Origin of the sequence: Saccharospirillum alexandrii, assembly GCF_043641555.1 — a bacterium.
Lineage (GTDB): Bacteria > Pseudomonadota > Gammaproteobacteria > Pseudomonadales > Natronospirillaceae > Saccharospirillum > Saccharospirillum alexandrii_A.
In genome coordinates, this window is the sequence record NZ_JBHZRJ010000005.1 from 363452 (window position 1) to 383048 (window position 19597).

Below are 19597 nucleotides of genomic sequence, written 5' to 3' on the forward strand. Positions count from 1 at the left end.
ATGGATGCCGAAGTTAAGCCTACATGGATGTATTCACGGCGCCCCCGCAGGAGCATCTCAGGTAGCCGGCGCGGGTTTCATGCGATGCAACTAATTCGAACTCCGAATCTTTATTAGGCGAAATCGACTCTCGCATTGAACGCAACAACAACCCGGTCTTTGCCACCAAAATACGGCAGGGCCGAGTGTTTTAGATAGGATGGAAAAATCACCACCTGCCCCGCGACTGGCTGGATGTCGTAAATGCCCTGCCCGTTCAGATAGAGACTCCCCGCATCCAGAAAATGATCGGCATTGACCCTCGGGTCGTAGAATCGGTTGACGCCACTGCGCCGGTCGAAGTCGGCATCGCCTGCGTCCAGGTAGTAGATACCGCACCAGGAGCAGTTCGGGTGGGAGTGGGCATCGTGGTAGCCGCCCGTTTGAGTGAGGTGATACCAGCTTTCGGTGATAGTAGCCTCTGCGCTGGCACCCTCGGGCCAGTGGCCCTCGTTTACGTAGGCGGCGATGTCCAGAACCAGGGACGATAGCGCCTGGTTCAACACCTGAACGTCGAGGTCGTCTGCGTCGAGAAAGTCCAGTTCGCTTTCGAACAGATGTTGCTTGGCACCCACCGCGACCTCGCTGGCTACGGCCGTTTTGTGCTGTGCGTGATGGCGATAGATGTGTGAAATCAGGTGGCTGGCAATCAGTGAATGTTCCGCCAGGGTTGCGATGAACAGGTCGCTGCCCCATAGAGGTATCGGTTCGATGACCGGTTCGTCTGACGCACTGCTGGTTGGAAAATCGTCTTGCTGAGAATCGTGACGCATGGCGAGCGGGCCTGATGTTGGTTAACGTCGAGTTCATGCCAGTGTAAGGCCGGGGACCACCTCAGACAATCACGAGCCAATGTTGCGCTGCGGGAACGAAGCGGTCGACCCAGAATAGCCAGGCCGTGGTACCCTGAACCTATGAGAAAACCCATAATCCGGAGATTTGAATGAACGCTGTTACCCAATTGCTCCAGTCCCACCGCTCGATTCGTGCCTTTACCGATAAACCGGTTCCGCAGACGCTGGTTGAAGATCTGATCCGTTGTGGCCAGGGTGCTGCGACGTCGAGCTTTATTCAGACGACGACAGTCATTCAGGTCACCGACCCGGAAAAGCGCGCCAAGCTGGCGGAATTGGGTAATAACCAGAAGTACATTAACGAAGCGCCGGTTTTCTTCGTGTTCTGTGCCGATATGAACCGCCACAAGCAAGCCTGCGAGATGCACGATGCCCCCATGCTGAGCGGTTTTACCGAGCAGTTCCTGACTGCGTCGGTCGATGCGGCTTTGTTTGCCCAGAACCTGGTCGTCGCAGCCGAATCCCAGGACCTCGGCATTTGCTACATCGGTGCGTTGCGCAACAACCCGCAAGGCGTCAGCGAGGTGCTTGGCCTGCCCGACCTGGTCTACCCGGTCTTCGGCCTCTGCATCGGCTACCCGGATCAGAACCCGGAGGTCAAACCCCGGCTGCCGGTCTCGGTGGTGCTGAAGCAAAACGGTTATGAGCCAGACGATGTTGCGACGGTGAAAGACTACGACGAACACGTCCGCCACTACTACGCGACCCGCAGCGGCAATCCGAAGAGCCAGAGCTGGAGCGAGCAGATCTCAGGCATGCTGCAAAAAGAAGCGCGGCCACATATGTTGCCGTTCTTGCAGAAGCGTGGGTTTTTGTTGAAGTAAGATGCTTAACCAACCTTGGCCCGGCGTATTGTCGGGCTTGGGGCTGCCAGTGTCATGACTTGGAAATTCGATGGCCAACAAGGCTGAAAGATTTCTTTGACTTCGGTGCCAAACGGACCACCGCGCACGCCTACTGGAGGTACGCCGTGAACCCATCCATGGGGGCTCGACGATCGCATCCCTGCGATCTAACGACCTCCAGTAGGCGCACCCGGCGGCCCTTAGTTCATTAGTGGTTCAATAATCAAGAATTTCCAAGTCATGACACTAGCGATTCGTCCCGGCACCAACTTCACCACTTACTTCTAAACCATCCACAAAACCATTTCTTGCGGCTGCTCCAAAAGCGCTTTCCAGTCATTGCAGAAACGAGCAATGGTACCGCCGTCCAACACCCGGTGATCACCAGACCAACTAACCTGGATAATGTCCCGAATTTCGAGTTCATCATCGTTGTTGGGTCTTGGCAGGCGTTGCAGGCGACCGATGCCCACGATCGCCACTTCGGGCGCATTGACGATGGGTGTGGTGACGGTACCGCCAATGGAACCGATGTTGGACACGGTGATGGTGCCACCTTTCAAGTCGTCCGGGCTCAGGCGCCCTGCTCGGCCGGCTTCGGTCAGGCGCTTTATTTCGTCAGCCAGTTCGAGCAGGCTCAGGTTTTGAACGCCTTTGATGTTCGGCACCAGCAGGCCCATGGGTGAGTCCACCGCCATGCCGATGTTGTGGTCGGCGAACTGGTGGATCTCATCGCCCGCGTCGCTCATGTGGCTGTTCACAATGGTGTGGCGCTTGAGTGCGACGGACAGGCTCTTGATAAACAGGCTCATCACCGTGAGTTTAACGCCCTGGCTTTCCAGTCGCTGGTTCAGCGAACGACGCAGCCGGGTCAGTTCGGTGACGTCGATTTCTTCTGAATAGGTAAAGTGCGGAATGGTTTGGGCCGAATGCATCATCTGCCGCGCCATGGCCGCGCGCATGCCTTTAACCGGAATCACCTCGACGTCGCCCTTGCTGGCCGATTTTGCTTTGGGCTTGGCCGACTCCGCTGGCTTGGTATTGGCTGCCGGTTCGTCTTCCAGTTGACCCATAAAGCGCAGCATGTCTTCTTTCAGTACGCGGCCATTCTTGCCGGATGCCGGCACGTTACCCAGCTCAATATCATGCTCCCGGGCGATGCGCCTCACGGCCGGAGTTGCCAGTACCTTGCGCCGGTTTTCATCGGTGCTGCTGATGCTCTGGCGCGTTTGCGTCACCGCTTCCGGTGCTTTGGGTTGAGCGACAGCCGGGGCGGTGGGTGCATGGCCTTCGTAATCGCTTAGCGCGAGCCGGAACAGGGGTGAGTGCACTTTGGCGATCTCGCCTTGTTCGACGTAGCGTTTTACGACGCGGCCTGCGTGTTTGGCAGGAATCTGCACCAGGGCCTTGTCGGTTTGTACATCGGCAACCGGTTGGTCTTCGGTGACGGTATCGCCTTCTTCGACCAGCCATTCCACCAGTTCGCATTCAACGATGCCTTCGCCGATATCCGGCAGAATAAAGTCTTCTTCGTAATCGTTTTGCGTTACGGGTTGAGCGGTCGGTTGCGCTGCTTCCGGTGTTTCCGACTGTGCCTTTTGGTCCATCTTATTCGTGGCAACCGGCGCTTCGTCGGCGATTTCCAATGCGAACAGAGGCGCATGTACTTTCGCTATCTCGCCCTGTTCAACATAACGTTTCAGCACCCGGCCCGCATGCTTGGCGGGTATCTGTACCAGGGCCTTGTCGGTTTGCACATCGGCTACCGGCTGGTCTTCGATCACGGTGTCGCCTTCTTCAACCAGCCATTCCACCAGTTCACACTCAACAATGCCTTCGCCGATGTCCGGCAGGATAAAATCTTCTTTCATGGTCCTGCTCCTTAATAATTCATCGTGGCGACAATGGCTTCAAAAACCTTGGTCTCATCTGGCATGTATTCGGCCTCATGAGACAACGGATACGGCACATCGAGCCCACAGACGCGATTCACCGGGGCTTCGAGATGCAAAAATGCCTGTTCCTGAACAGTAGCGGCGATCTCGGCGCCGAAGCCGTTGGTCAGCGGGGCTTCGTGGGTGACGACCAGGCGGCCGGTTTTCTTCACCGAGGCGACCACCGCATCGACATCCCAGGGCAAGATGCTGCGCAGGTCGATGACTTCGCAATCGATCCCTTCTTTCTCTGCCCGCTCGGCAGCCTTACTGGCCACTTCCATCTGGGCGCCCCAGGCGAGCAGGGTGCAATCCTGCCCTTCACGCACCGTTTCGGCTACGCCGATGGGCAGCTCATAATCCTCTTCAGGCACGTCACCCACGGCAGCGCGGTACAAACGCTTCGGTTCAAAGAAGATCACCGGGTTGTCGTCACGAATCGAGGCCAGCAACAACCCTTTCGCCTGATGCGGGTTGCGCGGCACAACAATTTTCAAACCCGGAGTGTGCGCGAAGTACGCTTCAGGGCTTTGCGAATGATAGTGCCCGCCGCGAATACCACCGCCGTAAGGCGTGCGAATGGTCAGGCCACCAACGTTAAATTCGTTACCGCTGCGGTAGCGAAACTTGGCGGTTTCGTTCACGATCTGGTCGAACGCCGGAAAGATGTAATCGCCAAACTGAATTTCAGCGATGGCCTTGTGCCCTTGCGACGCCAGGCCATTGGCAAAGCCAACAATGCCCTGTTCGGTCAGCGGTGTATTAAAACAACGCGCCCGGCCAAACTTTTCCTGCAAGTGGCTGGTCGCCCGGAACACGCCACCAAAATGGCCAACGTCTTCGCCAAAGCAGACGACTTTATCGTCTTTTTCCATGGCGGTGATCAGGGCGTTGTTGATCGCCTGTAACAGATTCATCTGACTCATGCGTCCAACCTCCCTGATGTTTTTGGATACTGATCCGGGTATTTGCGCATGTGCGCTTTCAGCTGTTTCAGCTGCTGACGCAAATGCGGTGTGGGTTCATCGTAAACGTCGGTAATCAGGTGATCGATGGTCGGGACCGGCCGTTTTTCGGCGGCTTTCATCGCGGCCAGAATGTTGGCCCGGTGTTCGGCGTAGAGGGTCTTCTCCTGCTCATCACTCCACCAACCCTTGTTCGTTAGCCAGTGCTTGTAGCGCAGTATCGGGTCTTTCTTGGCCCACTGGGCTTCTTCATCTTTGGAGCGATAACCGGTCGGGTCATCGGACGTGGAGTGCGCGCCGAGCCGATACGACATGGCTTCAATCAACACCGGTGCATTGTGTTCCAACGCATAGGCTCGCGCTGCAGCGGTCGCCGCATAAACTGCGAGCAAGTCGTTACCGTCAACCCGCATCGTAGCAATACCATACCCAATGCCACGCGAGGCAACGCCATCACCACTGAACTGCTCGGCCGAAGGCGTGGAAATCGCATAACCGTTGTTGCGACACAAAAAAATCGCCGGGCATTTCAGCACCGCCGCCATGTTCAGGCCGGCATGAAAGTCCCCCTCACTGGCCGCGCCTTCACCAAAATAACAAATGGTGCAGGCATCAAGGCCGTCGAGTTTCTGGCCATAGGCATAACCGGCGGCTTGAGGAATCTGAGTACCGAGGGGCGAGGAAATGGTGTTGTAATTCAGCGCTTTGCTGCCGTAGTGAATCGGCATCTGGCGGCCCTTGCCGAGATCGCGCTCATTGGAAAAGCACTGATCCATAAACTGGTCGACACTGAACCCCCGGTGGCGCAAAGCGCCCTGCTCCCGATACTGGGCAAAGATCATATCCTGAGGCTTCAGCGCACCCGCACTACCCACACTCGCGGCTTCTTCACCCAGCGAGGCCAGATAAAACGGAATGCGACCCTGGCGCTGCGCCCCAACCATGCGTTCATCCAACACGCGAATAAACACCAGGTCGTCGTACAGCTTCAACGCCATCGCTTTATCAAGCTCAGGCTCCTGCGCACCCTTATACAAGGTGCCGTCCTGCTTCAATACTTTAAAGGTGGGGATATCGAGGGCATCGCCCAGCACAAAGCCTGGCTTATGGATGCTTTTACTCATAGGACCCGTTCCTGTTCTTATAGTTTATTAACATTCAGACCGCCTTTTGGGCGCTCCCGCTTTATGTTCTATGTTGCCCAGGGGATCACCCCGGTTCTGGTTAGCTTAGGGGCTAATCGTTGGGTTGGCAGCCACTTCTGTGTACATGGCATGCGTTACCCTGTTGGGCTGGGTTTACGGTTGTGGCTTTGGGCCGCGATGGGCGCCGGGTACAGCCTTGGCGGGTCGCTGTGAATACCTCCATGTAAGCTCGGCGGTCACCTTCCATGGTGACCGACGCCCCGCCAAGGCTGCACCCGACACCCATCGCTGGTCTTGGGTGGTTACTCCCAACACTCATTCAAAACCGCAAGTTAATCTTCACCAGTGCGCTCAGTTTGCTACTCCTGATCGCTTTTTCATTTTCGCAACCATGGCAGGCGCAAGGGAATGTTGGGTATACCTTTTGTGGGCCGTTAGACCGCATGGATGCGGTCTCCGAGCCCCCATGGATGGGTTTACGGCGTGCCCACAAAAGGTATACCCGACGTTCCCCACAATCTCCCAGGCAGCTATACAACTTGCCACAGCCCTCAACCCATAGCCTGGTTAACCTTGGAAGGCACGGGCTTGCCTAGCTTTTCAAACAACCACCGACCTGTAGCCGCCAGCTCCTCAAGGTCGACGCCGGTATCGAAGCCCTCGTTTTCCAGAAGGTAGACCACTTCTTCGGTCGCGACATTGCCGCTGGCCCCGGGCGCATAGGGGCAGCCGCCGGCACCGCCGACGCTGCTGTCGAAGGTGCGAATGCCGAGGTCCAAACCAGCCATGATGTTGGCGGCGGCCATGCCATAGGTGTCGTGGCAGTGGAGCGCCAGTTGGTCGGCGTCGTGTTCGGCCAGCAACGCGGTGAGGACGGCTTTGATTTGGCGTGGCGTGCCGCGACCGATGGTGTCGCCCAGGCTGACTTCGTAGCAGCCCATATCAAACAGGGCGCGGACCACCGGCAGCACCTGCGCTGGGGTGATTTCGCCTTCGTAGGGGCAGGCGACCAGGCAGCTGACGTAGCCGCGTACGCGGACGTCGGCGGCCAGTGCCTGTTCTGCTACCGGTTTGAAACGGGCCAGGCTCTCTTTGATGGAGCAGTTGATGTTTTTCTGACTGAAGGTCTCGCTGGCGGCCCCGAAAATAGCAATGTCTTTCGCGGCGCAGGCCCGGGCGGCTTCCCAGCCTTTCAGGTTCGGGACCAGTACCGGGTAGCGCTCGACATTGTTTAGATCAAGCCCAGCCAGGACCTGATCGGTTCCGCTCATTTGCGGGACCCATTTGGGCGAAACGAAACTGCCTGCCTCGACGGTTGTTAAGCCTGCCTCGACTAACCGCCGAATCAGCTCCAGCCGGTCAGCGACCGACAGGGGCGTCGATTCATTTTGCAGGCCGTCACGCGGCCCGACTTCAACGAGATTTACCGCGGGTCTGCTCATGCGACGGCCTCCTCTTCAGAGTCCACTACAAACAGCACCTGGCCGTCTTCCACCCGGTCGCCCACTGCGAGCGAGCATTGCACCAGAGTGCCGTCTACAGGCGCAGACAGGGTGGTTTCCATTTTCATGGCTTCCATCGACAGGATCTTGTCGCCGCGTTTTACCCGGGCACCTGCCTTCTGGTGCACGGCGGTCACGGTGCCGGGCATTAATGCTTTAACCTGTCCATCGCCGCCCTGGCCATCCTCATGGGCGGCTTCAGCCTGCCACCAAACCTGGTGCCAGCGACTGTGGCCATCGTCTACTTCAATGCCGGTAGCATCGGGCCAGGCGTCCAACTGACAGCGGTGCTGACCTTCTCTGCCTTGCAGGCGGAAATGCCCGTCATCCAGATCCTCGACGGTAACGTCGCTCAGTGTCAGCGTTTCAGAGGCGCAATGCGCTTGCCAGACGCCCTGGTGCTCGGTGACCACGCATTGCTCGGTTTCGCTGCGGTTGTACAACCAGCGCCGTTGCTGAAACCGGCGCCAGCCGGAGAGCCGCTGCCAGGGGTCGGTATGACCAGCTTCCTGATGATTCTGCACCACGCTGGCGGCCAGGGCGGACCAACAAGCCGGTTGGTCTGGCTGGTGTTGCCAAAGGTCCCGGTGAGCTTCGATCCAGTGGGTGTGAATGTTGAAATCGGCGACATCGGTGGCAGCGCAGAGGCGGCGCAGGAAGTTCAGATTCGTAGTAAGGCCGACCAGTCGGGTTTCAGCCAGCGCTCGGTTCAGGCGGGCCAGGGCTTCGTCCCGGTTGGCGCCGTGCACGATGAGTTTGGCCAGCATGGGGTCGTAGAAAGGCGACACCTCGCTGCCACTTTCGATGCCGGTATCGATGCGCACACCCAGGCCCCGGGGCCAGACGACATGGCTGAGGGTTCCGGTGGTCGGGCGAAAATCCTGATCCGGGTCTTCGGCGTAGAGGCGCACTTCAAAGGCATGGCCTGCCGGGTGTGACGGTCGCTCATTCGGCAACGGCTCGCCTTCGGCGACGCGCAATTGCAGCGCAACCAGGTCGAGCCCGGTGATGCATTCGGTGACCGGGTGTTCGACTTGCAGGCGGGTGTTCATTTCCAGAAAGAAGAAGTCGCCGCTGGCGTCAACAATGTATTCGACGGTGCCCGCGCCAACATATCCAATGCTGGAAGCTGCCACTTCGGCGGCCTGCCACATGGCGTGGCGGGTCTCGTCATTCAGTGTCGGAGCCGGGGCTTCTTCGACCACTTTCTGGTGGCGCCGTTGCAACGAACAGTCGCGTTCAAACAGCGACCAGACGTTGCCGTGCGTATCGGCCATGATCTGCACTTCAACATGGCGCGGGTTAACCAGATAGCGTTCCAGTAACAAGCGGTCGTCGCCGAACGCATTGCGCGCCTCGCGGCGGGCGCTTTCCAGGGCATCGGCAACCAGCTCGAGTTTTTCAACCACACGCATGCCCTTGCCACCGCCCCCGGCCGAGGCCTTTACCAGCAACGGGAAGCCGATGCGTTCGGCTTCTTCCAGCAGGCGGGCATCGCTTTGGTCATCGCCGTGGTAGCCGGGAATCATCGGCACGCCGCGCGGTTCCAGCGTTTGCTTGGCGGCGGCCTTCGAGGCCATGGCACGCATCGCAGCAGGCGGTGGCCCGACCCAGGCGATGCCGGCTTCAGTCACGGCCTCGGCGAATTCGGCGTCTTCCGACAAAAAGCCATAACCCGGGTGCACGGCATCGGCACCGGTATCGCGCACCGCTGCCAGCAAGGCATCCCGATTCAAATAACTCTGGCTCGCGGTCGCGCCACCGAGGCAAATGGCCTGGTCAGCCTCACGCACATGCAGGGCGTTGCGATCGGCGTCGGAATAAACCGCAACGGTTTCGATGCCAAGCGCGCGAGCGCTGCGTTGAATGCGGCGCGCAATTTCGCCGCGGTTGGCGATGAGTAAACGGTGTATGCGTTTCATGAGGGTTCAATCCAGTTCGGGTTGCGCTTGTCGAGAAAGGCGGTCAGTCCTTCCTGGCCTTCGGTACCGACGCGCTGGCGGCCGATGCGCTCGGCCAGTTCATCCATCAGCGCTTCATCAACCGAGCGCTGGGCAACGTCTTTTACCAGGGCTTTGGCCATGGCCTGCGCTTCGGGGCCACCAGCGGTCAGATCGCTAAGCAGTCGCGACAGCTCGGTGGTTAAGTCTTCTTCATCGACGACTTCGTGCACCAGGCCCATGGCACGAGCTTTCTGTGCAGAAAAACGTTCACCCGTCTGGAAATACCGGCGCGCCTGCCGTGCGCCCATGGCTCGCACCACAAAAGGCGAAATGGTCGCTGGGGTCAAACCAAGCCGCACTTCACTCAGTGCAAAAAACGCATTTTTGGTGGCCAGCACAATGTCACAACAAGCCAGCAAGCCAACGCCACCACCCATGGCCGCCCCCTGGGTAACCCCCACCAGAGGTTTGCGACAGGCATCGAGTTTCTGCATCAGCGTTGCCAGCTTGCGCGCGTCGTCCCTGTTTTCGGTTTCGGTGCGATCTTTCATCGCTCGCATCCAGTTCAAATCGGCACCGGCACTGAAATGTTTGCCTTCGGCTTGCAACACCAACACTCGAACCGCCGGGTTGGCATCAAGTGCGTCAATCTCATGCGTCAATTCAGCAATCAGTTCCGCACCAAAGGCGTTGCGAACCTCGGGCCGATTCAAAGTCAGATAAGCAACAACGCCTTCGTGTCGAACAGTTAATACCTGCATAACGACTCCTGTCTCAATCCTTCAAGTTTCAGAGTTGGCCAATAGCTGAGTGCCAGAGGTCGGGTGTGTCTATCCGGGGAAGTCCGCAACATGGATGTTGCGGTCTAGGCCCCATGGACGGGTTCACGCCGACCCCGGAGAGGCATACCCGACCTCTGGTACGGACTCCTGGTACATCAGCTAAGCGAGCCTCCGAAACTTGAGTCAATTACATTCTGAACACGCCATAGCGTGTTGGCTCTGTTGGCGCATTGCGACTGGCCGAGAGTGCCAGTGCAAGCACGGCACGGGTGTCGGCCGGGTCGATCATTCCGTCATCCCAGAGTCGACCCGTGGCGTAATAGGGGTCACCTTGGGTTTCATATTGCGCCTGAATCGGTGCTTTGAATTCGGCCAGTTCCGCCTCGCTCATCGGGTCACCCGCTGCGGCTTTCTGGTCGGCTTTTACAGTGGCCAAAACGTTCGCAGCCTGTTCACCACCCATGACTGAAATACGCGCATTGGGCCAGGTCCACAGGAACCTGGGGTCGTAAGCGCGGCCGCACATGCCGTAATTACCCGCACCGAAACTGCCGCCAGTGATGATGGTGTATTTGGGCACTTTCGCGCAGGCCACGGCGGTGACGAGTTTGGCGCCGTCTTTGGCGATGCCGCCATTTTCGTATTTCTTGCCGACCATAAAGCCGCTGATGTTTTGCAAAAAAACCAGCGGAATGTCGCGCTGATTGCATAGCTCGATAAAGTGGGCGCCCTTTAATGCTGATTCCGAAAACAGAATGCCGTTGTTGGCGAGAATGCCGACCGGCTGGCCTTCGATGTGAGCGAAACCGCACACCAGCGTTGTGCCGTAGAGGGCTTTGAATTCATCCAGCCTTGAGCCATCGACTATGCGCGCAATCAGTTCACGGGCATCGATGGGTGTGCGGGTATCGTCGGGGATCAGACCGTATATTTCTTCGGTCGGGTAGGCCGGTGGCTCGGCTGGCTGCAAACCACGCTCCGGTTTTGCAGGCCAGTTAAAGTGGCGCACGGCCTGGCGTGCCTGCACCAGAGCATGATCATCGTTGTCGGCCAGGTAGTCGGCGACGCCACTGGTGCGTGCGTGTACATCACCGCCGCCCAGATCTTCAGCCGAGACTTCTTCGCCGGTGGCGGCTTTTACCAGTGGCGGACCGCCGAGGAAAATCGTGCCCTGGTTGCGCACGATGATGCTTTGGTCACACATAGCTGGTACGTAGGCACCGCCCGCAGTGCAGGAACCCATGACCACCGCAAGCTGGGGAACACCCTGAGCCGACAGATTGGCCTGGTTGAAAAAGATGCGACCAAAATGTTCGCGATCGGGGAAGACTTCATCTTGCAGTGGTAAATAGGCACCGCCGCTGTCGACGAGGTAAATACAGGGCAACCGGTTTTCAGCGGCAATGGCCTGAGCACGCAAGTGTTTCTTTACCGTCATCGGGTAATAGGTGCCGCCTTTAACCGTTGCGTCGTTGGCGACGATCAAACAGTCGATGCCTTCCACCCGGCCAATTCCTGCGATGACACCTGCGCTGGGCACGGCGTTTTCATACAGCCCCCAGGCCGCCAACGGCGCAATTTCCAGAAACGGAGAACCGGCATCCAGCAAACGTTCGATGCGTTCGCGAGGCAGGCGCTTGCCCCGAGCCAGATGTTTGGCACGCGGGCCTTCACCACCGCCCAGCTCAACCTGGTGCAACCGTTTTTGCAGTTGGTCACGCAGGTCGCGGTTCGCTTTGTCCTGTCGCTGAAACTGTTCGCCGCGCACGTCGATGCGCGATTGAATCCGGCTCATGCGCCACGCTCCTCAATGGATCGAACGATAATTAAATTCTGAATGTCGCTGGTGCCTTCGTAGATTTTGGTCACCCGCACATCCCGGGCAATCTGCTCCAGCGGGAAATCTTTCAGGTAACCATAGCCGCCGAGTGTCTGCAGCGCATCGGAACAGACTTTTTCAGCCATTTCGCTGGCAAACACCTTGGCCATGGCAGCTTCGCGCAAGCAGGGTAAACCGGCGTCTTTCAGCCGCGCCGCATGCCACACCAGCTGGCGCGCCGCTTCAATTTGCGTGGCCATGTTCGCCAGGCGAAAACTCACAGCCTGATACGTCATTAAAGGCTCACCAAAACTGGTGCGTTCCAGAGCGTAGGCACAGGCCACTTCATGCGCCGCCTGCGCCATACCCACGCATTGAGCGGCAATGCCAATACGGCCACCTTCAAGGTTACCGAGGGCAATCGAATACCCCTGGCCTTCCTTACCCAGCAAAGCATCTGCAGGCAAAGCAAGATCATTAAAAGTCAGCTGCGCCGTATCCGACGCCCGTTGCCCCATTTTTTCTTCAACCCGGCTCACTTCGTAACCGGGCAGATGCGTTGGCACCAGAAACGCGCTGATGCCTTTCTTACCCGCAGCCGGGTCCGTCACCGCAAACACAATGGCAAGGTCGGCAATCGCGCCATTGGTAATAAACTGTTTCGTGCCATTTAACACCCAACCACTGTCGGTTTTAATCGCCCGGGTCTTCAACGCCGAGGCATCCGACCCGGCCTGTGGCTCAGTCAGACAAAACGCACCCAGTTTTTCACCACTGGCCAACGGTACCAGCCATTGCTGTTTTTGTTCCGCAGACCCAAACCCAAGCAAGGGTCCACACACCACTGAATTCATCACAGAGGTAATGGTCGACAAGGCTCCATCACCCCGGGCAATTTCTTCAACCACGAGCGCCAGGGTCAAATACCCCGCATCCACACCCCCAAGCTCTTCCGGCACAGTCAGCCCATAAAACCCCTGCTGACCCATGGCCCGAATCACTTCAACCGGATGCTCACCACTGCGATCCCACTCAGCCGAATGCGGTTTCAACTGCTCGCGTGCAAAGGCCCGCGCCGCATCACGCATCATGATCTGAATATCACTTAACCCAAAATCGGACTGTACTGTCATGAAAAAGTGCCTGTCGTTTGAATCCAGTTTGCTTCGGTGCCGGGAGTTATATTCCCAGGCTTCCCTGTTGGTTCTACTTGGTTGCCGGGCATTCGTGTCGGTCACCGGGTAGGCCCTTCCGGGGTCGGCGTAAACCCGTCCATGGGGCCTAGACCGCAACATCCCTGTTGCGGACTTCCCCGGAATGACCTACCCGGCACCCGCCACTAGTCTCATGGCTTAACTCAAATTTAATCACTTCAGTCTTTGGTCTTTTTCCAAGTGATTCTGCAACCACCGTGGACCAGCTCTGGGGGTCGGGTGCGGTGCTGGCGGGCGTCGAGAGCCATGGATGGCTCTCGCCGAGCCTACATGGACGTATTTACGGCGTCCCGCCAGAACCGTAGCCGACCTCCAGAGCGACTTCCGCCACAGAACAACCGAAGCCGCCGTTCAACCACCAAGCCAACCAACACCACCCTAATCAACGTGTCTCGTTGAACAATTCGCGGCCGATGAGCATGCGTCGGATCTCGCTGGTGCCTGCGCCGATTTCGTAGAGTTTGGCGTCGCGCAGCAGGCGGCCGGTTGGGTATTCGTTGATGTAGCCGTTGCCGCCGAGTACTTGAATGGCATCCAGCGCTGCCTGGGTGGCGTTCTCGGCGGCGTAGAGGATGGCGCCGGCGGCGTCTTTGCGGGCAGTTTCTCCGCGGTCGCAGGCCGCACCGACCGCATAGACGTAGGCGCGGCAGGCGTTCAGGCGTGTGTACATGTCGGCGACTTTGCCCTGCACCAGCTGGAACTCGCCGATGGGCTGGCCGAACTGCTCGCGTTCGTGCACGTAGGGCAATACAACGTCGAGGCAGGCTTGCATGATGCCGACCGGGCCGGCGGCGAGCACCGCGCGTTCGTAGTCGAGGCCGCTCATCAGGATTTTTACGCCATCGCCCTCTTTGCCCATGACGTTTTCGACCGGGACTTTGCAGTCGACGAACACCAGCTCGCAAGTGTTGCTGCCGCGCATGCCGAGTTTGTCGAGTTTCTGGGCGGTGCTGAAACCGGGGAAATCTTTTTCGATCAGAAAGGCGGTGATGCCGCGTTTGCCGCCAGCCGGGTCGGTTTTGGCGTAAACCACCAGAACATCGGCGTCCGGGCCGTTGGTGATCCACATCTTGTTGCCGTTGAGCAGGTAGTGGTCGCCTTTGTGTTCGGCTTTCAGTTTCATGCTCACCACGTCGGAACCGGCGCCGGGTTCGCTCATGGCCAGGGCACCAACGTGCTCGCCACTGATCAGTTTGGGCAGGTATTTGGCTTTCTGGTCGGCGCTGCCATTGCGGCGAATCTGGTTAACGCAGAGGTTCGAGTGGGCGCCGTAGCTCAGGCCCACGGAGGCTGAGGCGCGGCTGATTTCTTCCATGGCGACCATATGGGCCAGATAGCCCATACCGGTGCCGCCCAGTTCTTCGTCGACGGTGATGCCGAGCAGGCCCAGGTCGCCGAATTTTTGCCACAGGTCGGCCGGGAAGAGGTTGTCGTGGTCGATTGCGGCCGCGCGCGGGGCGATTTCTTTCTGCGCGAAATCACGGACGGTGTCGCGCAGCATGTCGAGGGTCTCGCCCAGGCCGAAATTCAATGCGGGGTAGGTGTTCATAGCGAATCTGCCGTCCTGTTGGATTTGTTGTGATTGGATCAGTCGCTGCAGGCTAATTAACGTTGACGTTAACGTCAACTTAGACCAGCAGGGCAGGTAGTCAAGAGAAGTTGACGCTTTCCTGAAAGCGCCATGGCGGGCAGGGTCTGTAAAAGATGGGTCAGACGGGCTGCCCAGTGCTATAGCAATGGGGTATTGTAGCGCCAACACGAATAACCACAGGTTAACCCATGAAACACCTTCTGATTCTGCTCGTCGCTGTCACGCTGGCGGCCTGCTCTTCCAACCCCACCAAAGCCCCCTATGCCGGGGAAAACGAAGGCCTGGTGATCTTCGCGGCCGATATCGAAGTCCGTGGCGATACAGAACTTGAATACGATTTCATGTTCACCGTTGAAGACGTTGCCAGTGGTGAACAGCACCGCTTGCGCATGCCGGTTGTGGAAAACCAGACCTACGCGGTGATGGGACGGCTGACGCCGGGTGAGTATCGCTTTGTGAAACGCGAAGATGTTCGACGCGATGGCCGGGGCATTCGCCTGTTCGATATTGAGGGTGAGTTCAGTGTTGAAGCCGGGTATGTGACGCTGCCCAAGCACGTGATGGTTGAGAAGAAATTGTTCACTCGCAAAGCCGAGATTACTGACCTCGGCAGCGATGCCGCTGAAGTGCTGTTTTTAAGCGACATACTGACCGACGATACCTACGAAGGCTGGTCGTTGCTGCGCCCGGCGGAATAATCACTGCGACCGCCCGGGCCCTAAACCCGATACTGATCCCCCGCGCGCCGGTCTATCAGCATACCCCGGCGCTGGCATTCGCTGATCAGCAACGCCACATCCCCCGGGTTTAAAAAAACCGCAAACGCCTGCTGGTCATCCCGGTAGGCGAGTGCCAGCTGCGGTGGCCCGAGCGGATGAATGGGCGGTGAAATCACCAACCGGGTATAGCGCCTCGGCCCCTCCCAGTGGCGCTGCCGTCGGTATACGCCCTGTTCCAGACGGATTCGGTCTTCCTCGAACCAGAGTACTTCCTGCTGCTGGCAACGCCAGGCGGTCACGATCAGCCCGGCCGCTACGGCCAGCCATTCCAGCCCGGCAAAGGGCAGTACCACCCAGGCACCTATCCACACCATACCGGCGACAATCACCGTTGAGACGGCCAGCAAGGCGCCCAGTACTTTCATAGTGCCTTGCCAGCTCATGGAACGGTTGGGCTGCAGGACCAGAAAAGGCCCCTTGTCTGACGCATTTACGGTGACCAATCGTTTTACGGCTCCTCTTTAACTCAACTAACTCAAGTTCCGGAGTTTGCTCGGGAGACTAGCACCGGGTGCCGGGTATGCCTCTGTGGGGTAGTCCGCAGCAGGGATGCTGCGGCCTAGGCCCGAGACGTCGGACCGCCATGGACGGATTTACGCCGACCCCACAGAGGCATACCCGGCATCCGGTGCGGGACAACGCCTTTAGGTGAACCGAACTCAGAAACCTGAGATCCAACCGTCATTGCACTTCAAGATCGGCCAGGCACAAATCGGTTTGCTGGCCGCTGTTGTCAGAATCGGCCATTAGGCCGATGGCGTCAAAGTGGTCGGGCCGGTCGCCGAAGGCCACCTCCCAGTCATCGAGGATACGCCGTTCGATCTGGTGCCAGTCGCCCGGCTCGCCATTGCTGACCACCCACATGTGAAACTGGCCGGTAAAGGGGTTGGGCCAGTGGGTATCTATGTCCAGTTCACTGGCGTGCACATAGGCCAGCACCCGGGAACGCCAGAAAAACAGCGGGTGCTCAACCGCCACGTAGATGCGGCCGGCAAAATCATCTCCGGGTTTTTCCTGCCGGGTGACACCGGAGATGTCCTGTTCCGCGCGCCAGCGCCAACGAATCCGGGTGCTGCTATCGAGTTCAACTTCCTGCTCCCAAATCCGCGCCGAGGCCGTACTGTCAGACCTCATGCGCAGGCAAGCCTCGTCGGCAAGCCATTCAAACCGCGACTCGCCTTCGAAGCTGTGTTCCGCCCAGGTGTCTATTGCCTCAAGCGGCAACGGCTCGGCTAGGGCAGACGCGAAGTAAAGAGCCAGCAAAAATGTGATGCCGTGCCTTGGCACAGCGCTCAGGGGGCGTATCATTAAAACGTTACTCCATATCATTCGCCGGTTTCACACCTCACCACAGGGCCATCATGTTGTCGCACCTTAGCCGCGGTTTTTTGCACCACTCACGGATTGCCATCGTCACTGTAGCAGCGGCCTTTGTACTGGTCGCCTGCCAGACCGAGGAAGAGGCCAGTGTGGCCGAAATCGCCAATCGTCCGGCCGAACCAGTGGTGGCTGAAAACGCAGCAGATTCACCTGGCTTGTCACTGTCTGAAGAAGAACAAACCCTGGAGCCGCCCGAAGGCTCGGAAGTCGCCCCGATGTCAGTTGCCCCCGGTGACGACCTGGCGTTTCAGGAACTGAGCTGGGACGATCTGCTCCCCGCCGATTTCGATTTCAACACGCTGCGTGAAAAGATTGATCTGGAGAGTTACGAGATATATGACCTGACGGATGAAGACCCGGAAGCCCAGCGCCTGTATTCCGATCTGCAATCGGTCATGGCTGATGTTCCCATGGTCGAGGCACTCGACGGTGTTGACGCGCGCATTCCAGGCTTTCTGGTTCCGCTCGAAATGACCGCCGATGAAGTCCGTGAATTCTTCCTGGTGCCCTACTACGGTGCCTGCATTCATAGCCCGCCACCCCCGGCCAACCAAATCGTTCATGTGGTGCTCGATGAACCCGTAGCTTTCGACAACATGTTCGAACCATACTGGGCGAAAGGCACCATCGATGTCATTAAAACTGATACTGATATTGGAACCGCCGGGTATCGGTTAAATGTAGCGTCAATCTCGCCCTACGAGTGAGCCCTGCCCGGCTCACCCGGCCACAGCTTATTCCCAAGCACGAAAACATCGTCGTGGGTCACGATGACCAGAGGCTCTTTATTGTCTCGCCACGCCTGCTCCACTGGTTGTTGCATCGAGCGCCACTCGCTCGTACGGTTTAACCATTGAGCAGACCGTTGTCAGTGGTCTGCCACCGCATTACAGGCTAGTTTCTCCAGCTGGGTTTTTTTAATCCAGACGAACCGCGTACACTTCCAGCAGGGGAATAACACCCTGGCGCGCCAGCGTTAATGCATGTTGGGTCAGCGGTGTCATACCGTCTGATATTGCCTGCTTTTCCAATGCCTGGGCCGATACGCCAGGCTTAATCAGCTCGCGCAGGGAGGCTGATACGGTCAGTAACTCGTAGACGGCCACTCGACCGCTCACTCCGGTATGATGGCAATGCTCGCAACCCCGGCCCTTGTAAAAGACCTCATCGTTACTCACTCCGAGCAGTGAGCGAACCTCGGCCGTTACGGTTTCGGGCTCCTTGCAAAATGAGCAATTCCTGCGCACCAAACGCTGCGCCAACACGCCCAGCAAGGCGGCATTGACCAGATAAGGCTCAATGCCGATTTCCAGCATACGGGTCAGCGTTGTGCTGGCGCTGTTGGTGTGCAATGTACTCAGCACCAGATGGCCCGTCAGTGCACTTTCAACGGCCATTTTAGCGGTTTCCTGATCACGCATTTCCCCGACCATGATGATATCCGGGTCATGGCGGAGTATATGGCGCAACGCCCGGGCAAAGGTATAACCAATCTCGGCTTTGGTCTGTATCTGGGTCAGGCCATCAAGATGGTATTCCACCGGGTCTTCAACCGTGATGATGTTACGGTGGGTTCTTATCAGCTCGGTTAAGGCAGTGTACAGGGTGGTCGACTTGCCCGAACCCGTCGGGCCGGTGACCAGTAACATACCCTGGTTCCTGGCCAGCAAATGGCGCAGCCGGGTCTCATCGTTGGCAGAGTAGCCCAGCGAACGCAGGTCCTTTAGCGCAAAGTTGGTATCGAGCAGGCGAATCACCACACTCTCCCCGCGAATCGATGGAATGACCGACAACCGCAAGTCAATCGACTTGCCGTGCTGCGTCACACGATAGCGGCCATCCTGGGGAAGCCGGTGCTCTGCGATGTTCATGTTACCCAGCACCTTGATGTGGCTAACCAGGCGCGGCATCAATCGTTTGTTGAGGCTGCGTATGGTCGTCAGCGTGCCGTCTATCCGGTACAGCAGATCCAGACGATCTTCCCGGGGCCGGAGGTGAATATCCGACGCGCGGCGGGTCATGGCATCCGCCAGCAGATTCTGCACCAGCTGAATGATCGGACGGTCTTTCTCGTCGACGTTTGGCGAGAGCCGCGTTTTTCGACGGGTTGCATCGGACATGGACTGTTCGGCTGGCAACTCAGCCAGGGCTTCACGCTCTTCGTTCTGGTCGTAATGCTCGCTGATGGCAGTGTGAATGGCCTCTTCTGTTGCAATGGCCAGCTCAACGGTCTTGCCAACCATAAAGCGCAACAACTCAACCAGCTCCGCATTGGTCGGGTCACTTGCGGCCAGGTACAGGTGATCATCGTCTTCAAGCAGTGGCATCACGCCATGTTCACGGGCAAAACGAGCGGGCACTCGACTGATAACGGCCGGATCGATGTCGAACGCTTCCAGGTCGACTTGCGGTATTGTCAGCAACTCTGCCAGTGCTGACACGATGTCGATCGGCCGGGCCCATCCTTTTTCGCCGAGTATGGCCCCCAGTCGCTCACCTGGAAGTCGCGACTGTTCAGCAAGTGCTTGCTTGAGTTGCTCCTGACTGATGACGCCGGATGCGACCAGCACATCACCCAGATGCAGGTGTCCGAAATCTCCACGACGCAGCTGACTGAAGGCAGTCAACTCTTCTCCGGTGTGAATGGTTCGATGAGGTTTGTAGGTCGGTTCGGGGATGTCTAAACGCACCGTTGACAACTGATAGACTCCTATCCAGCGGGCATGCAGGGGCCGTTCCGCGCAAGCACGACCGCCCTGACTATTAATTAAGCATAGTCTAATGCAAAACTGGCCTGTTAATAAA

General features: G+C 58.1%; 16 protein-coding genes. 3 read left to right on the forward strand and 13 right to left on the reverse strand.

Annotated elements, in window-relative coordinates:
* Positions 1 to 113: 113 nt before the first annotated feature.
* On the reverse strand, positions 114 to 812 hold the full coding sequence (locus ACHUE7_RS18610) for a putative 2OG-Fe(II) oxygenase (protein ID WP_394171389.1): 699 nt from the start codon (positions 810 to 812) through the stop codon (positions 114 to 116).
* Positions 813 to 982: 170 nt separating this feature from the next.
* Between ACHUE7_RS18610 and nfsA the strand changes: the two genes are divergently transcribed.
* On the forward strand, positions 983 to 1717 hold the full coding sequence (gene nfsA / locus ACHUE7_RS18615) for an oxygen-insensitive NADPH nitroreductase (RefSeq protein ID WP_348476625.1): 735 nt from the start codon (positions 983 to 985) through the stop codon (positions 1715 to 1717).
* A 305-nt stretch (positions 1718 to 2022) separates the two neighbouring features.
* Here nfsA and ACHUE7_RS18620 read toward each other — a convergent pair whose 3' ends face one another.
* The 9 genes from ACHUE7_RS18620 to ACHUE7_RS18660 form a co-directional block, all read right to left on the reverse strand.
* Positions 2023 to 3609 carry a dihydrolipoyllysine-residue acetyltransferase gene (locus ACHUE7_RS18620; protein WP_394171390.1) on the reverse strand — a complete coding sequence of 529 codons (1587 nt, stop codon included), beginning with the start codon at positions 3607 to 3609 and terminating at the stop codon, positions 2023 to 2025.
* An 11-nt stretch (positions 3610 to 3620) separates the two neighbouring features.
* A complete protein-coding gene (locus ACHUE7_RS18625) occupies positions 3621 to 4598 on the reverse strand; it encodes an alpha-ketoacid dehydrogenase subunit beta (protein ID WP_394171391.1) in 978 nt (325 codons plus the stop codon).
* A complete protein-coding gene (locus ACHUE7_RS18630; protein ID WP_394171392.1) occupies positions 4595 to 5761 on the reverse strand; it encodes a thiamine pyrophosphate-dependent dehydrogenase E1 component subunit alpha in 1167 nt (388 codons plus the stop codon). Before ACHUE7_RS18630 ends, ACHUE7_RS18625 begins: the two co-directional genes overlap by 4 nt.
* A 572-nt stretch (positions 5762 to 6333) precedes the next feature.
* Positions 6334 to 7224, reverse strand: a complete 891-nt coding sequence (locus ACHUE7_RS18635) for a hydroxymethylglutaryl-CoA lyase (protein ID WP_394171393.1) — start codon at positions 7222 to 7224, stop codon at positions 6334 to 6336.
* Entirely contained in the window at positions 7221 to 9206 is a 1986-nt protein-coding gene (locus ACHUE7_RS18640; RefSeq protein ID WP_394171394.1) for an acetyl/propionyl/methylcrotonyl-CoA carboxylase subunit alpha, read from the reverse strand. The genes ACHUE7_RS18635 and ACHUE7_RS18640 overlap by 4 nt, the downstream gene beginning before the upstream one ends.
* Positions 9203 to 9988 (reverse strand): enoyl-CoA hydratase/isomerase family protein, encoded by a 786-nt coding sequence (locus ACHUE7_RS18645; RefSeq protein WP_394171395.1) that lies wholly within the window; start codon positions 9986 to 9988, stop codon positions 9203 to 9205. Before ACHUE7_RS18645 ends, ACHUE7_RS18640 begins: the two co-directional genes overlap by 4 nt.
* 208 nt (positions 9989 to 10196) lie before the next feature.
* A complete protein-coding gene (locus tag ACHUE7_RS18650) occupies positions 10197 to 11804 on the reverse strand; it encodes a carboxyl transferase domain-containing protein (protein ID WP_394171396.1) in 1608 nt (535 codons plus the stop codon).
* Positions 11801 to 12961, reverse strand: a complete 1161-nt coding sequence (locus ACHUE7_RS18655) for an acyl-CoA dehydrogenase family protein (protein WP_394171397.1) — start codon at positions 12959 to 12961, stop codon at positions 11801 to 11803. Before ACHUE7_RS18655 ends, ACHUE7_RS18650 begins: the two co-directional genes overlap by 4 nt.
* Before the next feature lie 463 nt (positions 12962 to 13424).
* Positions 13425 to 14591, reverse strand: a complete 1167-nt coding sequence (locus tag ACHUE7_RS18660; RefSeq protein WP_348476635.1) for an isovaleryl-CoA dehydrogenase — start codon at positions 14589 to 14591, stop codon at positions 13425 to 13427.
* A 230-nt stretch (positions 14592 to 14821) separates the two neighbouring features.
* Here ACHUE7_RS18660 and ACHUE7_RS18665 point away from each other — a divergent pair, with 230 nt between their 5' ends.
* Positions 14822 to 15331, forward strand: coding sequence for a putative periplasmic lipoprotein (locus ACHUE7_RS18665; RefSeq protein WP_394171398.1), 510 nt, complete (start codon positions 14822 to 14824; stop codon positions 15329 to 15331).
* Positions 15332 to 15351: 20 nt separating this feature from the next.
* Here the strand turns inward: ACHUE7_RS18665 and ACHUE7_RS18670 are convergent, their stop codons facing one another.
* Both ACHUE7_RS18670 and ACHUE7_RS18675 read right to left on the reverse strand, forming a co-directional pair.
* Positions 15352 to 15855 carry a DUF2244 domain-containing protein gene (locus ACHUE7_RS18670; RefSeq protein WP_394171399.1) on the reverse strand — a complete coding sequence of 168 codons (504 nt, stop codon included), beginning with the start codon at positions 15853 to 15855 and terminating at the stop codon, positions 15352 to 15354.
* Between the two features lie 238 nt (positions 15856 to 16093).
* The gene (locus tag ACHUE7_RS18675; RefSeq protein ID WP_394171400.1) at positions 16094 to 16720 is read right to left on the reverse strand and encodes a DUF3047 domain-containing protein; all 627 of its coding nucleotides are present in this window, start codon (positions 16718 to 16720) and stop codon (positions 16094 to 16096) included.
* A gap of 53 nt (positions 16721 to 16773) precedes the next feature.
* Between ACHUE7_RS18675 and ACHUE7_RS18680 the strand changes: the two genes are divergently transcribed.
* Positions 16774 to 17499 carry a DUF3299 domain-containing protein gene (locus ACHUE7_RS18680; protein ID WP_394171401.1) on the forward strand — a complete coding sequence of 242 codons (726 nt, stop codon included), beginning with the start codon at positions 16774 to 16776 and terminating at the stop codon, positions 17497 to 17499.
* A gap of 210 nt (positions 17500 to 17709) precedes the next feature.
* Here ACHUE7_RS18680 and ACHUE7_RS18685 read toward each other — a convergent pair whose 3' ends face one another.
* Positions 17710 to 19482 carry a GspE/PulE family protein gene (locus ACHUE7_RS18685; RefSeq protein ID WP_394171472.1) on the reverse strand — a complete coding sequence of 591 codons (1773 nt, stop codon included), beginning with the start codon at positions 19480 to 19482 and terminating at the stop codon, positions 17710 to 17712.
* Positions 19483 to 19597: the final 115 nt, after the last annotated feature.

Bases quoted from the DNA above. Each gene is read 5' to 3' on its own strand.
- ACHUE7_RS18610 (WP_394171389.1), bottom strand. From the start codon at position 812: ATGCGTCACGATTCTCAGCAAGACGATTTTCCAACCAGCAGTGCGTCA.
- nfsA (WP_348476625.1), top strand. From the start codon at position 983: ATGAACGCTGTTACCCAATTGCTCCAGTCCCACCGCTCGATTCGTGCC.
- ACHUE7_RS18620 (WP_394171390.1), bottom strand. From the start codon at position 3,609: ATGAAAGAAGATTTTATCCTGCCGGACATCGGCGAAGGCATTGTTGAG.
- ACHUE7_RS18625 (WP_394171391.1), bottom strand. From the start codon at position 4,598: ATGAGTCAGATGAATCTGTTACAGGCGATCAACAACGCCCTGATCACC.
- ACHUE7_RS18630 (WP_394171392.1), bottom strand. From the start codon at position 5,761: ATGAGTAAAAGCATCCATAAGCCAGGCTTTGTGCTGGGCGATGCCCTC.
- ACHUE7_RS18635 (WP_394171393.1), bottom strand. From the start codon at position 7,224: ATGAGCAGACCCGCGGTAAATCTCGTTGAAGTCGGGCCGCGTGACGGC.
- ACHUE7_RS18640 (WP_394171394.1), bottom strand. From the start codon at position 9,206: ATGAAACGCATACACCGTTTACTCATCGCCAACCGCGGCGAAATTGCG.
- ACHUE7_RS18645 (WP_394171395.1), bottom strand. From the start codon at position 9,988: ATGCAGGTATTAACTGTTCGACACGAAGGCGTTGTTGCTTATCTGACT.
- ACHUE7_RS18650 (WP_394171396.1), bottom strand. From the start codon at position 11,804: ATGAGCCGGATTCAATCGCGCATCGACGTGCGCGGCGAACAGTTTCAG.
- ACHUE7_RS18655 (WP_394171397.1), bottom strand. From the start codon at position 12,961: ATGACAGTACAGTCCGATTTTGGGTTAAGTGATATTCAGATCATGATG.
- ACHUE7_RS18660 (WP_348476635.1), bottom strand. From the start codon at position 14,591: ATGAACACCTACCCCGCATTGAATTTCGGCCTGGGCGAGACCCTCGAC.
- ACHUE7_RS18665 (WP_394171398.1), top strand. From the start codon at position 14,822: ATGAAACACCTTCTGATTCTGCTCGTCGCTGTCACGCTGGCGGCCTGC.
- ACHUE7_RS18675 (WP_394171400.1), bottom strand. From the start codon at position 16,720: ATGATACGCCCCCTGAGCGCTGTGCCAAGGCACGGCATCACATTTTTG.
- ACHUE7_RS18680 (WP_394171401.1), top strand. From the start codon at position 16,774: ATGTTGTCGCACCTTAGCCGCGGTTTTTTGCACCACTCACGGATTGCC.